The organism is Candidatus Sarmatiella mevalonica (genome assembly GCF_016751895.1).
GTDB classification, from domain to species: Bacteria; Pseudomonadota; Alphaproteobacteria; order Rickettsiales; family Rickettsiaceae; genus Sarmatiella; species Sarmatiella mevalonica.
Genome location: NZ_JACVVM010000030.1, coordinates 1 through 14748, shown reverse-complemented (window position 1 = coordinate 14748; position 14748 = coordinate 1). Strand labels below are relative to the sequence as shown.

Here is a 14748-nt window from a genome sequence, read left to right as displayed (position 1 = left end):
CAAAAACTTTGGATGCTTCTTTTTGTGTTTTGTTCTTCAATCTTCGCTATATGGTTTTGTTGACATTTTTCCTTTAACAATACCATATCTCCTTATCTAATGTAAGGTAGGTTTACTATATAACTCACCCCTCTCACATCTGTCTATAGCTTATAGCCTCAGCTACGTGCAGTTTATGCACCACATTACTACCTTCTAAATCAGCAATAGTACGAGCCACTTTTAATATCTTATTATAACTACGCATTGATAGCTTGAATTTATTAGCGGCATCATTTAATAAACTCAACCCATCCTCATTAGGCATGGCATGGGCAACTAAAAGATTATTCTCTATTCTACTATTTAAACAATTGCTGTTATACCTTTCCCTCTGCCTGTGCCTAGCCGCCAGCACTTTCTGCGCAATAGTTTTAGAGTCTAGGCTAGATTTATCTGGATAATGATAAAAATTTTCCCACCCAACCTTCACATGTAAATCAAATCTATCAATCATCGGTCCGGAGATTTTGCCTTGATAATCAACTGAGCATTTTGGCGCTTTCGAACAACTTTTTAACGGATCATCAATAAATCCGCATTTGCATGGGTTCATAGCAGCAATAAGCTGAAATCTCGCGGGATAGTTTACCCTCGCATTTGCTCTAGCTATAGCGATTTCTCCATTTTCTATAGGCTGGCGCAGTGAGTCAATTACATTACGAGGAAACTCCGGCAATTCATCTAAAAACAATATGCCATTGTGCGCTAAAGACACTTCTCCTGGCATAATACGTCTACCCACTCCACCACCCACCATTGCAGCCATAGAGCAGGAGTGATGAGGTGCGCGAAATGGGCGGCGATGTATTAACTTACCATCTTGAATTTGCCCAGCTATGCTAGAAACCATACTGCATTCTAATATCTCGTTAGCATCTAGCTTTGGCAATAATCCTAAAATACTTTGTGCTAACATCGACTTACCAGCGCCAGGTGGGCCAGTCATGAGCATATGATGCCCTCCTGCAGCAGCAATTTCTAAAACCCTCTTGGCTAAAATTTGATATTTAATATCCTTCAGATCCAGAATATACGGTTCGCCTTCCTGCACGCTATCTTGCTCATGATCTTGCATGTAATAGCTGATGCTCGGTTTATGCAAAACCTGCCGCCCCTTAAAGTGATTCACTAGTTGCAGCAAGTCTCTAGGCGCCAAAATACTATCGTTATTAGACCAAGCCGCTTCTTTGGCATTTGCTGCGGGGCAAATAACGCCCCTGTCGTGCTTTATAGCTCCAACAGCAGCTGGTAATACACCATTAGTTGCAACAATTTGGCCATCCAAAGATAACTCTCCTAATATCAAATATTCCTGAATTTCATCTCTAGGTAGTGCGTTGAGGGCCGCGAGTATGGCGCATGCTATTGGTAGATCAAAATGACTCCCTTCTTTTAATAAATCCGCCGGTGCTAGATTCACTAAAATTTTTTTCGGTGGTAATGCCATGCCTATAGAAGCAAGGGCGGCCCTTACTCTCTCGCGTGACTCGGCGATCGTTTTGTCTGCTAGTCCTACTATATTAAAGCTTGGGATGGAGGCCGATATTTGAATTTGCACTTCTATAGGCACAATGTGAATACCTTGAAAAACAAGACTATAGACGTGATCTGTCATGAGGGTATCTTAACTTTATAATTGAAAACAGTTTAATTATTACTACTTTTTGTTTTATAACGCAATAATCTGTTGTTATTTTCACTATACGATGTTACAATTAAAAGTAGAAAAATTTTTATTTTTTCACTAAGAGGTGTATTTTTATGACGCAGAATTTTGGAAGTAACGACACGCAACAAGCAGAACTTGAGGAAGATTTGTCCTCACCACTAAAGCAGGAAGATTTTGCCAGGCAACGCGTTTCGTTTTATAGCAAAATAGCAGAGCTTCTTACAAAGAATTTTTTAGATGAAAACCTCGACATCAAAAAAATGCTCCTGCAAACACCCAAAACGCAAGTACAAGGAGAGTTGCAGACAGAGGAGGAGCAAAACGCCATAACGGTTGGTATCCCTGCAGAGGATATGGAGAAAATACATAATGCATTCGGAAATGATACGAGGACACTCACTAAGTTATACTCTGCTTTTGACGATAGTCAAAAACAGCTTATACAAAATCTGTATACAGACGAGAACAGCATAGTAAAATGGGCTAACTTGAGTGGCCAAAAGCAAAATCAATCAACTGTTACCACCAGGAAAATCACAATAGGTGATGCAGATATAATAGAAACTACCACAGAAGCTAATATCACGATAAATGGTCAGGGGATAAGGGGTTATAGACAGATAAATTTAGAGGCAATTCGTCCTCCAGCAGGCACAACTCTCGCACTCACCCTTTACGCTGCTGATGGGCGAGCTATGAGGAAACGTGAAGGCGATATTCGTGTTACGGTGCATTATGATGACCAGGGTAAACCGCATATCCATTCGCCCGTACCTATATTATTCACTAAAGACGCCCCGAAGATTGCATATATTGAAAGAATTGTTAATGGGCAAACTAAAGTGTATACGCTACCCTTTACGCAAGAGCAGTATGAGAAAGTGATGGGGATAGAGCAGAATGCTGATTTGTTCCAAGTTCCAACGCAGCAGCAACAGCAACAACACCAGCAACAGCAACAACAGCAGCAGCAACAGCAACACCAGCAACAGCAACAACAGCAGCAACAACAGCAGCAACAACAGCAACAGCAGCAACAACAGCAACAACAGCAACACCAGCAACAGCAACAACAGCAGCAACAACAGCAGCAACAACAGCAACAGCAGCAACAACAGCAACAACAACAGTCGTCGAGTCCAACATCAACACAGTCGTCGAGTCCAACATCAGAACCGTCAAAGGGAGAAGACTTGATAATCCCAAATGCGCCACTGCAGACGAATGGGGTACAAATGACGGTGGAGCCATCACTAAGTGATAATATCAACAAACTAGCACCAGAGGGGCAGAAATTGTTATTCAAATTGCTGCAAAAACATCCAAACAAAGCCATCGAAGCAATTATCCATAATATCCAGCAGGCAAAAGGGTGGGAGATTGCGCCAAACATTCCTACAGTATTAGAAGAAGTGCTAAGGCGGGGTGATGAGCGGGTGCAACAAATAATTGCTAATACAACACATGCCGTTACGCAGCGCCAGGAAGTTGCTACAGCGATGGTTGAGGGTCTTGATATCGCTACGGTGCAAAGGTTGATTAATCCAAATAAGCAAAATGCGCAGAATTCTGGGAGCAATCTTAATGAAGATCAGCAAAAGGTTGCGCGGGCGCAGTTAGTAGAGATGGCGCTTGAAAATCCAGAAATTATGGCGCAAATCGCGGCGTCTGGCAAGAATAAAAATGACTTTCAACTATATCTCCAAGACAAATTCAACCAACTTGAAGAGGGCGAGAAGGCAAGCTTGCTTCAGAATCTCAAGACTCAGGAGCTGGTTGCGAAAGAGGTAGAAAATTTAGCGAGGGTGGCAAACACAGAGGCGCTCTGGAAGAATCCATCTGCGATTGCCGCCATAGATAGGGCGACTGATGCAGCGCTAGCTAAGCAAGAGCAGCAAAAGCAAAAAGATATAGAATATATCCAAGGCCTTCCTAAGGTCGTGCAAGATGCATTATTGGAACAAAGACAGGGGCAAGGGGGAGAAAGGGAGAAAAAGAATGATTCAAAATTAACAGAGCGGGCGCTAATACAAATAATAGCGGACCTCGGCAGCGAACAGAGAGGGGAGATAACAGCTACTGCTCAGACACTTAAACAGGAGCATGATGAACGGATCCAAGGCAAAATAACGCGGGATATCGAAACGCTTACGCCAGGTGGTCAGGCGTTGTTATTACAATCGTTAGAAAAGCATCCAAACAACGCCATTAGCGCGCTTATTGAAGGCGCTAAGGAGAAAATTGGGCATGACATCGCACCAAACATTTCTGAAGTATTAGCAGTAGTGTTCAAGCAAGGCGATGAGCGGGTGCAACAAATAATCAGGGATACGACTGAGGCGGTAACAGAGCGCCAGACAGTGGCCGCAGTGATAGTTGAGGATCTTGATATCGCTACTGCGCAAAAGTCTCTTACTGAAGAGGAGAAAGCGCAGTTAGTAGAAAAGGCGCTTGAAAATCCGGAAATTATGGCGCAAATCGCGGCGTCTAGCAAGAATCAGGAGCAGTTTAAGGAGTATATAAGATCAAAAGTTGCAAAACTCGAACGAGAAGAGCAGTCAGAGTTATTTACAGAACTAAAAAGAGAAAGCATAACAAGTTTAGAAGATGCGCTAAAAAATGAAGCGCTCTGGAAGGATCCATCTGCGATTGCCGCCATGGAGAGTGCGACTGATGCAGCGCTAGCTAAGCAAGAGCAGCAAAAGCAAAAAGATATAGAATATATCCAAAGCCTTCCTGAAGCTGTGCAAAGGGAATTATTGGAACAAAGACAGGGGGCCAACAAAACGTCTTATGGTAGTCCAGAATTGGTAAAGCAGGCGCTAATAAGAGAGATGGAGGGCGTTGATGACAAAGAGAGAAAAGATATAGTGGAAGTTGCTAGCGCAATGAAAGCTGAGCATGATGAGCAGGTACAGCAGTCGCAAAAAAATAAAGTAAAGTATGATATTGCAAATCGGCTCATACCACCGGCCCAAAAGCAGTTATTAGCATTGCTAGAAAACCATCCAATACCAAGAATTAGCGAGTTTATCAAGAAGATTCACGGTAAATCTGGTAAGCCTAACGCTCAAGAGCAAGAGCAAAATCCACAGACACCACCAAACATCGCCAAAGTATTAATAGACGCATTCGATCAAGGTGATGAGCGGGTGCAACAAATAATTGCTAATGCAGTGCGTGAGGTGATGGCGCGACAGGAACTTGCCGAGGCTATTGTTAAAAATATTGATCTTGCTGAGGCGCGAGAGTTGATTGGTGGGAGTGAGCAAGGTCAGCAGAAGGTTCTTAGCGATGAGGTGCGGGCGCGGTTAGTAGAGATGGCGCTTGAAAATCCGGAAATTATGATGGATATCGCGAACGCTCGTCAGAAGGATGGGGCAGATCAGTCGAGCGGTAAGAATCAGAAGTTATTTAACGATTATGTCAAAACGAAACTTGGCAAACTTAGCGGAGATGAGCAAGTAGCATTGCTTGCAGATCTTAAGGAGAAAAGTGTCGTTGCTGATAGAGCGGAGACTTTAACCCAAGCGTTGGACGATAATAAGTATTGGATTACGAAGCAAGACCAAGCCTCAGCTCCTTTCGCGATAAACGCAGCGGTTGATGAGTTTTTACAAACGAAAGAGATTGGGCAGGCGGCGCAGGAATATATCAACGCCCTTTCTGAATCTGAGCGTGAAATATTGTTGCAGAACATTGAGGAGGATTCGAAAGAGAAAACGAATTATACTGACTCGAAATCAGTACAGAATGCGCTAATAGCAGCAGTTAATGCTAAAGATAGCGAGGGTAAAGTGGACGTGATAAACGTAGCTCAAATGCTAATGGACGAGAGTTTGAAAGATAGTCTGACTGGCATCGCTCCTGCGGCGCAAGGTGCATTATTGAATCGACTTAAAGAGAACCCGCAAACTAAACAATATGTGGAGGGTATTGAGGGATCGATTCGTGGTAATAGTACAACTACTGCTATGATATTGCAAAAAGTTGTGAGCAATGCAGATGGGTTAACTGCTATAGGCCAGGAATTACGACGCGAAATATCAAACATACGAACAGAACATCAACTTGTCGTAGATTTGAGCAGCAGCCTCAAGGAAAACGCGCTGCGCGAGTTAGCGCCGCGCGCCAGCAATGTGCCAGATGAGCGAACACATGAGGAGTTGCGGCAAGATGTAGTAGAGGCAGTATTTAATGGTAGGTTAAAAATAGAGCAGTTAATTGAGGCAACAGAGGAAAGTAAGGCGCGAGAGGCTGTTGAGAAAGCCGCGAAAACACTGTCGACAAAGCAACAGGAGGAGATAAATAATGCGCTCGATAAGGATGCCAAAAGTGCAAGCAATGAGCAGATTGGGGAGCAAGAGAAAAAGTCGTTATTAGAAAAAATTCAAAGCAGTACAAAAGAAGCATTAGTTAAAATATGGACAAAGATTCGAGATGTGTTAAGTCCAAAATCACAGTCACAGAATGTGCAGGATGTCGAGGTAAAAAGCGAAGTAATATCAATGAAGAGTCCTACGATCCCACAACAAAATACAAAACCTAAGATTGAAGAACTCACGCCAAAGACACAAAAGGCATTATTAGATTACTTAACAAGCTATCCAACTATCAATGCTCTCATTTCGCAACCTAAAGATGAGCAGAGGCAGAACGCTCAAGGGGCGAATGCAATAAGCGATGCAGAGAAAATATCTGGCGCGCTATCGAAAGCTAATGAATGGGAGAGAAAGGTGATTGCTGAAGCAGCGGCAAGGTTTGCGGCGCAGCAGGAGGTTGGGAGGCAGATGGATGCGAGTCTGACATCAGAACAAAAGACAGAAATTTGGGAAGACTGCAAAGTGCTACCAGGCAAAAACCTGGTGGAAGGTATAATAACTGTGAGTGAGCAAGCTCGAAAACTGTTTCAGGAGCATTTAGCGAAGCAATCTCTGGCGCTGAATGAGCACGAGAGGGCTGAGTTAGTACAGCGTTATCGTAGTGATACGCAAGAGCAAAGCGCAGGAGAAGGAACAGCAGTGAGTTTCAGGCAGCTCATTATGCAGGAATCTGAACCGGCTGTGTTGATGAAGATGCAAGAATCTATTGAATATACTCTCGACAATAGGATACGGTTTGTAGCAGAGGTGGTAAAGGGGATTCGGACGCTCGAACTTGCTGATCAAAAAACGTTGCTAGGCCCCCAGGATATTCTAGAAATGACAGCGGCGCAAGTGGAGAATGCGATAGTAGCAAGAATCAATGATGGCAACTGGAATGATAGACGCGCAATGCTTAATGCAGTGAAAGTTTCGCAAGAGGCGGCGCAGGAGCGGACGCGAGAAGAGTTGCGGGGTATTGTAGGAGATTTGCTCCAAGCTGATCCTGAATATACTAAGGAGTTCGTACAAAGGATAACAGAACAGAAAGACGTGGACGAGACGCAAAGCACTACGCAGACGCAAAATTCTCAGGAGAATAAGGATCAGGCCCTGCAACAAACAGCGTTGGATGGGATTCAAGGCTATAGTTCGCAACAGCTGCTAGAGGTATTATTTGATATAGACTCTCGTAAGGAGCTTGAAGCGAATGAGAAGCTAGAAAAAATCTTAAAGCGACCAATAAATGCTGATTTAATGCAATTCGCTGAGAGTAAGATGGAGCAGCAGAAGCAGCAGGAGCAGCAAGCGCAGCGGCAAGAGAAGGTGCAGCAAGAGCAGGCGCGAGTGCAAGCGTTAGATGCTTTGAAGGGGAAGGAGGGGTATAAAGATACGGGATTTGGTACATTAGCTGCTACGATGCCCGATCTGAACCAAATGGCGGCTGATGGTAAGACGAAAGAGTGGATCACAGCCTGGCCGTCACTTCCTGCAGAAGTTCGTAATCAGATTATACTTGAGGCGCGGAAAATAAGAGCTTCACAACCAAGCCAATCAAAGCCGCAGAAAATTGTATTGTTCGATCAAAATACAATTCCGCAGCAACATCTCACGAACCCGAAAGTGGAAGGGGTTGAGGCGCAGATCGCAGCCTTGGTTACAAAAGCCAAAGCGCAGCAACAGCAAGAGATTCAAGCTGTGCAGCCAAAGCAAGATGAAGGTCAGAAACCTCAAGTATTGGATGAGAAACTGCAGTCGTTAAATAACAATACGAACAATCTAGAGAAAAAAGAGTTAAACAAGCAAAATCAAGCGCAACAAGCAACTGATCAAATACTAAAACAACAAGTGCAAACAAAATTTACGAAGGATTCTGAAGATAGAAGTACTGATTTTGGGCAGTTGAATGCGCTGATGTCTAGTCTAGATGGAGAGAAGAATTGGTTACAAACGTTTGATCAACTTGATGCAGCAGTTAAAGAACAGATTATAATTGAGGCGGTGAAGATGCAGCAGAAAGCTCGAGGTACAACATCTGAGCCAAGTATACAAAGCACTGATCAAGTTCCACAAAATCAAGAGTTAAATATGCAAAAGGATGTGGGTAAACAGATTCAAGCGCAGATTGCACCTTTGGTTCTGAGAGCTTTTAATAATCAAGACAAGCGCAATACGTTTATCACTAATGTCATGGCGAATATCTCCAAAACGAAAACTTCTGCTAAAATATTCCCGCTAGATGATAAGCTAAAAGAAGATTTACAAAGATTGCTGGTGAAAATGCCTGAGATACCAGAAAATGCTACAATACCGGAGGGGATATATGTCTTTGCAGCCTATACGAGCGAGCAGAGGCGGCAAATCGTTACTGCGATGGAGCTAGGGGTTGATGCGGAAAAACCAGTTGCAGTGCGTGATTTTGCGCATGTATGCATGCACCAACTTCCAGCAGCCTGCCAGAGTATAAAGGAAGGTGAGGTTATGTATCAGAAGCACTCCAATACAGTGCAAACGTACTGGAGCAAGATCGGAGATCTAAAAACTACCTCACGCTCTGCGGATAAGAAGATGAAGGGGCAGAATAATAAGCAGCCGAAAGCGCAGATGGGCGTGCAAGATAAGAAAAATGTTCAGCAAACTTTCACAACCATGAAATCAAACTTCGGTCATACAGGACAACGAACTGTCGCTCCCGTAAGTAATTCACAAACCAAAGCTCAAGAACCAAAAATCTGATCAAATAACCTCCCACTCCCCCCCGCGTGGGGCTTGCCCGCGCATCATGAGCATGATACGATACCTCCCTCAAATAAATTAATAATATAAAGGAGGAATCCATCATGTAACCTACATCAAAAATTGCCAATCCATACGCTCATCTCTTCTCATCAAAGATCAATCAACCCAAAAATCAAGAACCAAAAGATCAAAACAATAACCTTACTGACTCGTACATATAGTAATTTAGGTTGAATTAAATATAATTTTTCGTTATAATGAAAGGAAAAATAGCGAAAAGCTATAGCAATGATTTAAGAGAAGAAGTAGTAGAATATTTAGAAGCTGGGAATAGTTATGACCAAGCATCTAAATTACATCTCTTCGGAAACTAGACTTTTTATAAAAACTTTTCATAAAATATTATGTAATAGTTGATCTAGAGGTCTATTATGAAATACGAACAGATCAAAAAATTAAAAACCGAGAAATTTCGTAGATTAACAGGAGTAAAACAAGAGACCTTTTGTAAAACGGTAGTTAGTCTTCCAAGAAGCAGAAATCAAAAAAGAAAGCAAAAGGTGGCAGAAGAAACAAGTTAAGTATCCAAGATCGTTTACTTATGGCCCTTGAATATATACGAGAATACCGTACATATTTTCATGTGAGTCAAAGTTATGGTGTAAGCGAAAGTATAGCCTATGATACAATTAAATGGATAGAAGACACTCATCAAGCATCCAGATTTTGCTTTACCAGGTCGTAAGGAATTACTTAAAAGCGATATGGAATATGAGGTTGTGCTTATTGATGCCACAGAAACGCCCGTAGAGTGCCTAAAAAAAGAGATTTAAAAAGAAAAAGCGAATAAAAAATCGCAATAACATACGAAAGCGATTTTATTCAGGAAAAAAAGAAAAGACATACCCTAAAGAGTCAAGCGGTGATAAATAAAAACACGAAACAAGTGATATGCACTGCTTTTACCAATGGTAAACGTCACGTTTAAGGTATTCAAAGACTCTAACATTAGACCTCTTTCGAAACTCGCTCAATTAAGAGCAAATGCGAGGAGTATACGAAGCACAGAGCCGCAGCGTACATGAAGTACGTGAGGACTTGCGCATCGACAGCGTCGCCACAGTTGCCATCAGGAGTAGAGTTAGGAAAGAGGTCTATCAAATCTTTTAGCCGCTTTCTCTATGCTCTCTTTACTATCACGGATCTCTCTACGGATTGCCTCCGTTGTTCTGGCATTCGCGTGTAATATTTGTCCCATAAGATTTTTCTCCATATTTTATGAAAAGTCTAGTTTCCGAAGAGGTCTAATGATCGCGCACTCTATGCTATTACTAAAGAGACTCGATGGGATGGTTAAACTGTGAATACAGGCTTAAAAAGCAATACCCCTCCCCTTAACCCTAACCCCGCTCAGATTAAGGCAAGGGAGCGAGAATTAGAGCGACAGAAAGCAGATAGCGCTAGAGAAGCAGAGGCTCGAGGAGGAGCGAGCGGAGTTTCTCGAGCAACAAGCTAGGGAGCGTCGCAAGGAGCCAGAAGAAGTAATACTCAAAGAGGAAAACCTTGCCGTAGCATGTTCTAGAGCGATTGAGTTTAGCAAGCTTGAGGTGGGGGCTTGCGCCCTCATCATTGGCATGATACGATACCTCATATATAAATCCAATCAAAGGGGTCGTCTGCATGCAATCCACGCCAAACATTACTAATCCATACGTTCGCCCGCTCCAATCAATGAGCAGAGGGAGCAAACAAAACGCTAGTCAAATCAATCAACTACAAAATCAACAACCAAAAGATCAAAGCGATAATCCCACCGACTCATACATACAGCTATCAGAAACCAACAAAGCAGACCAGGTAGGGGAGCTGCAGTTTACAGAAAAATATCCAAACCCCGGTATACGCAGCGTTGAAAGCATGCGTAACGCCGCATTATGTTACTATCTTATGTATGAGATAGATAATGCTCTTCAAGAGGGCTCGAAAGATAATGCATGCGCATATTTCTCATACCTCGAAGATATCACTAGAGATCGAGTCCAACGAATCACGCAAGGGCCAAGCCGGCCCGATGGGGTTTTCGCTTATAGGCTAGGAAGATATAGGCAGATACTTAATAACCCACAAGTTAAAGTTGAATATGCTAAGGAAGTTCAAATCGAAGTTGAGTATGCCAGAGAAGTAAAGCAGGCTCTGAATGCTTTTAGCGAAGGGGATTATGAAACCCTACAGAAGCTACGCAAACCACACACGGTGTATGGCAAGCAAGTGGCGGACATAGAAATGCTCTGCATTACAGAAACTATGATGTTGCTTTGGGGTAGGAGCTATGATGAGCTTACGCCAGAGGAGGCGTTGAAGCTGTATACGTTGTGGGCGGTGGACTTGTTAAGAGATGATATTCTTAATTTCAATGCTTTTTCTATGAGTTTGATGCGGTTGTTTTTGGAAAATCAAAGCGATAAATATGCGCAGGATGCTGGTATTGTGTATCAATATATGAATAATTATGCGCGAGAAGATAGCGCGGTGGCTGCGTGGTGCGAACCACGAGCTGATCAAATGATCGCATGTTATAATATATCCACTGAACTAGTAAAATATTTAGCGCTTGTACATAGAGATTATGATGGAGTAAACCAAGACATACTAAACCAAATAGAACCAGCTTCAGAAAACATTGGATATGACCTATTATCTGAACTATACTACCGCGCCTTTGTTCATGAAACAGGCGTAGAATGGCAACGCTACGTCTTTGATGCCAAGTGCGACATAATGTTTGGCGCCGACTACAAAGCCCTAGAGGGCCTATGCGCAAGACATCCATACGATTCAGAAGTGCAAAAAGCAAAAAACGATCTGAAAGAGAAATATTCAGATTGCGAAACCAACCCAGCGCTCTATCGCGACGAGCGCTTACAAGCTTGGGACGAAGCGCGCCTACAGGCTCAACTGCAACAGCAAAGACGGCAAGAACAACAGATGCAACAACCGATGAAGCAGGAGCAAATGCATCGGAACAACGCCTGGGTGGAGTCGGAGATGTACTATCAGCCTGATGTCAAACATACCCAGTCAGAGATAAACCAATCGGTGTTTCAACAAAACCAATTCCAGCAGCGAGAATATACTCAACCTCAAGCACAGCAGCTGCAACGAGACCAATGTCAGATTCAACAGCAGCAAAAAGAACACGATAAACCTCAAATACAGCAGCAACAGCAGCAAGGGCAGCAACAAGGGCAATTCTTCACCTCCGCCCCTTACTCTAAGGGGATTGAAGAGCAGGAGCGGATGGCGCTGGAAAAACAGAAACTCGCACAGGCGCAGATAGAGTTGTTCATAAAACATACACCATACACAAGAGCTAGGTCAAAGACATCATGAGCAAATTGCGGAATCCGAAGAAGGAGAAAAATCTTGTTGCAACGTGTTTTAAGCGATAGCTTTTTAACGGGTTCTGGTGGATCGTTTACGTCCCACATGTATTGATATATGATTGTAAAAAAAGAAGTTTTTTATGATCAAATGTAAACATTGCGGCAGTGGAAAATATGTTAAAAACGGCTTTGTAAACAAGAAGCAAAGATACGAATGCAAGGAATACTGGAAGACATTTAGAGAAGGAGATTTAAGAACCTGTATTCACAGTTTAACCTAAGTATGTTATAAATCCTCCATGGAGGTAGGTATTATAACAATTTATCCAAACGATTTGACGGATCAGCAGTGGGATCTGATTAAACACGACTTTGACTATGGAAATTATGGTAAGAGTCGTAAGTATCCTATAAGAACTCTTGTAAATGCTGTGTTCTACATTAGACCTCTTTCCTAACTCTACTCCTGATGGCAACTGTGGCGACGCTGTCGATGCTCGAGTCCTCACGTACTTTATGTACGTTGTGGCTCTGTGCTTCGTATACTCCTCGCATTTGCTCATCGTGAGCGAGTTTCGAAAGAGGTCTATTATTAAAACTGGTTGTCAGTGGAGAATGTTAGCAAAAGATTTTCCAACATATTTGACTGTATATAGCTTTTACAGACGATGTAGGATAAAAGATATTTGGGAAAAGCTGATGAGAGATTTGATGGATAAAGGTAGAATAGCGCAAGGCAGGAATCCAAATCCAAGCTATAGTTTCATAGACTCACAAAGCGTAAAGACCACAAGCGCTTTTGAAAAACGAGGCATTGATGGGAAAAAAAGATAAAGGGGCATAAACGCCATATCGTAACTAACGCTGCTGCCATCTACTACATGTAAAAGTCCATGAAGCAAATACTCACGACACAGTAGCAGGATGCGCCGTATTTGAAGAAGTTCTTGCGAAATATCCTTCACTCAATGAAGTATGTGCCGATGTCGGATATAGAAAACCATGGAAGAATTTGTACGGAATGTACTCAAAAAGACCATAGAGATCTTAGAGCGTACAATCCTAGGGTGAACTATACTTAAAAAGATGGGTAGTTGAGAGAACGTTTGCTTGGCTGAGCAACTGCAGGAGATTATCAAAAGACTATGAAATTGCTGTAGCAACCGCGGAAAACATGATAATGATCGCCCACTCTATGCTGTTACTAAAGATACTCGATGGGATGCCTAAACTGTGAATACAGGCTCTAAGAAAAGGTGTACATAGATGAAAAAAGGCTGAGAGTAATTAAATTGGTATCTTGAGGGAGTCGGGATTATGTCTATAGAAAGAATGGAAGGGGCGCCGAACTCTTTAATAATAAGATGAATAAGGCATTTCGGAAATTGCAAGAAAGCGTTTATTAAGTGCTGAAATACCGGGGGACGCAAAGGATATAGAGATAATAGAGGTTGATGAGCTTTTCAGTTACTGTCAAAAAAACTAACAAAATCTATGTTGGCTTGCTGTTGATAGGAACAGAAATCAAGTTATTGACATTGCGGTAAGTAGGAGGCGAGAGAAAGGCTTATCCATAAATATGACACTTAGACTTGAAAGGAAGGGGTATAAACAATATATTGTGTACGGATGGTTTTATTGAAGGGTACGCATCATATAAACTTTGGTAGAGTCTAAAAACTCTTTAATACGACGTTATTTGGCAAGGTTTAATAGGCGCTCCAAACGGTATTCAAAGGCTATGGATTGATATTTCATTCGTTATACCTTTTATTCAATAAACAAATTCTTTTGTTTATGTTTAGTTAGGAATACCGCATATTCTATTGTTACCAATAACAAGTTTGATCCTAAGTTTTATTGTAATGTCCCTACATTTTGGTCAATCTTTAGATGATTTTTTTTAATAATATTCTAAAATAGACCTGTTGCGTAAGTAAGAATATATCGCTTAATGATAGAAAGAGGTCTTGATTTTTTCAAGACGAAGGTATATATGTAGTTTATTTCAACACAAAACTACTCCATATATGGCAATATCATACATAAAAATCAGGAAACATCCAAGAATCTTTTTAAGATTATTTGGCATTAGTTCGAAGAATTTGATATTTTGGTGAAGAAACTTGAAGTATCATGGGCAAAGAAAGTCGTTGGCAAATGTTGATGATGCTGCTTATACTATCGTACTTACAGCACTCAAATGCAGATAGATTTTATGTTTGGGATCGATGTTTCAAGGGTATGCAGAATAATTAAAACTTTGGAACGATTGGTTGCGAAGTTGGTTGCGATAGAAAAAAACGCACTCTAAGCTATGAAGAGACTGAACAGTTAATAGATGTAACGGAGAAAATAATTGAAAGACCTAGCAAGAAACAAAAAGATGATTTTTCTGGTAAGAAACGTAGGTACACGCTTAAGACTGAAATCCTACCACGGCAAGGTTCATGATTTTAAAATTCATAAACAGAAAGATCGTCTTCCGATAGATACCAATATTTATGCTGATTCCGGATATCAGGGGTTAAAGAAACTTTGCAAGAACGTCAAA

Annotated in this window: 9 protein-coding genes and 5 pseudogenes; 11 read left to right on the top strand and 3 right to left on the bottom strand. The window is 41.9% G+C overall.

Annotated features, from left to right (window positions below; all coding sequences use genetic code 11):
- Positions 1-133: 133 nt before the first annotated feature.
- A complete protein-coding gene (locus tag Sarmat_RS03480) occupies positions 134-1657 on the bottom strand; it encodes a YifB family Mg chelatase-like AAA ATPase (RefSeq protein ID WP_202149446.1) in 1524 nt (507 codons plus the stop codon).
- Positions 1658-1803: 146 nt separating this feature from the next.
- On the opposite strand from Sarmat_RS03480, the gene Sarmat_RS03475 reads away from it, so the two are divergent.
- The 4 genes and pseudogenes from Sarmat_RS03475 (at position 1804) to Sarmat_RS07095 (ending at position 9981) form a co-directional block, all read left to right on the top strand.
- On the top strand, positions 1804-8808 hold the full coding sequence (locus tag Sarmat_RS03475; RefSeq protein WP_202149445.1) for a hypothetical protein: 7005 nt from the start codon (positions 1804-1806) through the stop codon (positions 8806-8808).
- A gap of 260 nt (positions 8809-9068) precedes the next feature.
- A complete protein-coding gene (locus Sarmat_RS03470) occupies positions 9069-9185 on the top strand; it encodes an IS630 transposase-related protein (protein WP_202149444.1) in 117 nt (38 codons plus the stop codon).
- 57 nt (positions 9186-9242) lie between these two features.
- Positions 9243-9821: pseudogene (locus Sarmat_RS03465) on the top strand (transposase family protein); the annotation flags it as partial.
- 34 nt (positions 9822-9855) lie between these two features.
- Positions 9856-9981 carry a hypothetical protein gene (locus Sarmat_RS07095; protein WP_279611749.1) on the top strand — a complete coding sequence of 42 codons (126 nt, stop codon included), beginning with the start codon at positions 9856-9858 and terminating at the stop codon, positions 9979-9981.
- On the opposite strand, the pseudogene Sarmat_RS07090 reads toward Sarmat_RS07095, so the two are convergent.
- Positions 9971-10069, bottom strand: a pseudogene (locus Sarmat_RS07090) (IS481 family transposase); the annotation flags it as partial. The gene Sarmat_RS07095 and the pseudogene Sarmat_RS07090 sit on opposite strands and share 11 nt — an antisense overlap.
- Positions 10070-10171: 102 nt before the next feature.
- Between Sarmat_RS07090 and Sarmat_RS03460 the strand changes: the two are divergent.
- From Sarmat_RS03460 to Sarmat_RS07540, 3 genes are all read left to right on the top strand, one after another.
- Positions 10172-10327, top strand: a complete 156-nt coding sequence (locus tag Sarmat_RS03460; RefSeq protein ID WP_202149443.1) for a hypothetical protein — start codon at positions 10172-10174, stop codon at positions 10325-10327.
- A 164-nt stretch (positions 10328-10491) separates the two neighbouring features.
- The gene (locus Sarmat_RS03455; RefSeq protein WP_202149442.1) at positions 10492-12201 is read left to right on the top strand and encodes a hypothetical protein; all 1710 of its coding nucleotides are present in this window, start codon (positions 10492-10494) and stop codon (positions 12199-12201) included.
- A 133-nt stretch (positions 12202-12334) separates the two neighbouring features.
- Positions 12335-12475, top strand: a complete 141-nt coding sequence (locus Sarmat_RS07540) for an IS1/IS1595 family N-terminal zinc-binding domain-containing protein (protein WP_458692952.1) — start codon at positions 12335-12337, stop codon at positions 12473-12475.
- Here Sarmat_RS07540 and Sarmat_RS03450 read toward each other — a convergent pair.
- A complete protein-coding gene (locus Sarmat_RS03450) occupies positions 12467-12757 on the bottom strand; it encodes a hypothetical protein (RefSeq protein ID WP_202149441.1) in 291 nt (96 codons plus the stop codon). The genes Sarmat_RS07540 and Sarmat_RS03450 overlap by 9 nt on opposite strands.
- Position 12758: 1 nt before the next feature.
- On the opposite strand from Sarmat_RS03450, the gene Sarmat_RS03445 reads away from it, so the two are divergent.
- The 4 genes and pseudogenes from Sarmat_RS03445 to Sarmat_RS07345 all read left to right on the top strand — a co-directional run.
- Complete coding sequence (locus tag Sarmat_RS03445; protein WP_202149440.1) at positions 12759-13028, top strand: transposase; 270 nt, start codon at positions 12759-12761, stop codon at positions 13026-13028.
- Positions 13029-13275: 247 nt separating this feature from the next.
- Positions 13276-13431, top strand: a pseudogene (locus Sarmat_RS07085) (transposase); the annotation flags it as partial.
- A gap of 951 nt (positions 13432-14382) precedes the next feature.
- Positions 14383-14508, top strand: a pseudogene (locus tag Sarmat_RS07350) (hypothetical protein); the annotation flags it as partial.
- A gap of 45 nt (positions 14509-14553) precedes the next feature.
- A pseudogene (locus tag Sarmat_RS07345) lies at positions 14554-14748 on the top strand (hypothetical protein); the annotation flags it as partial.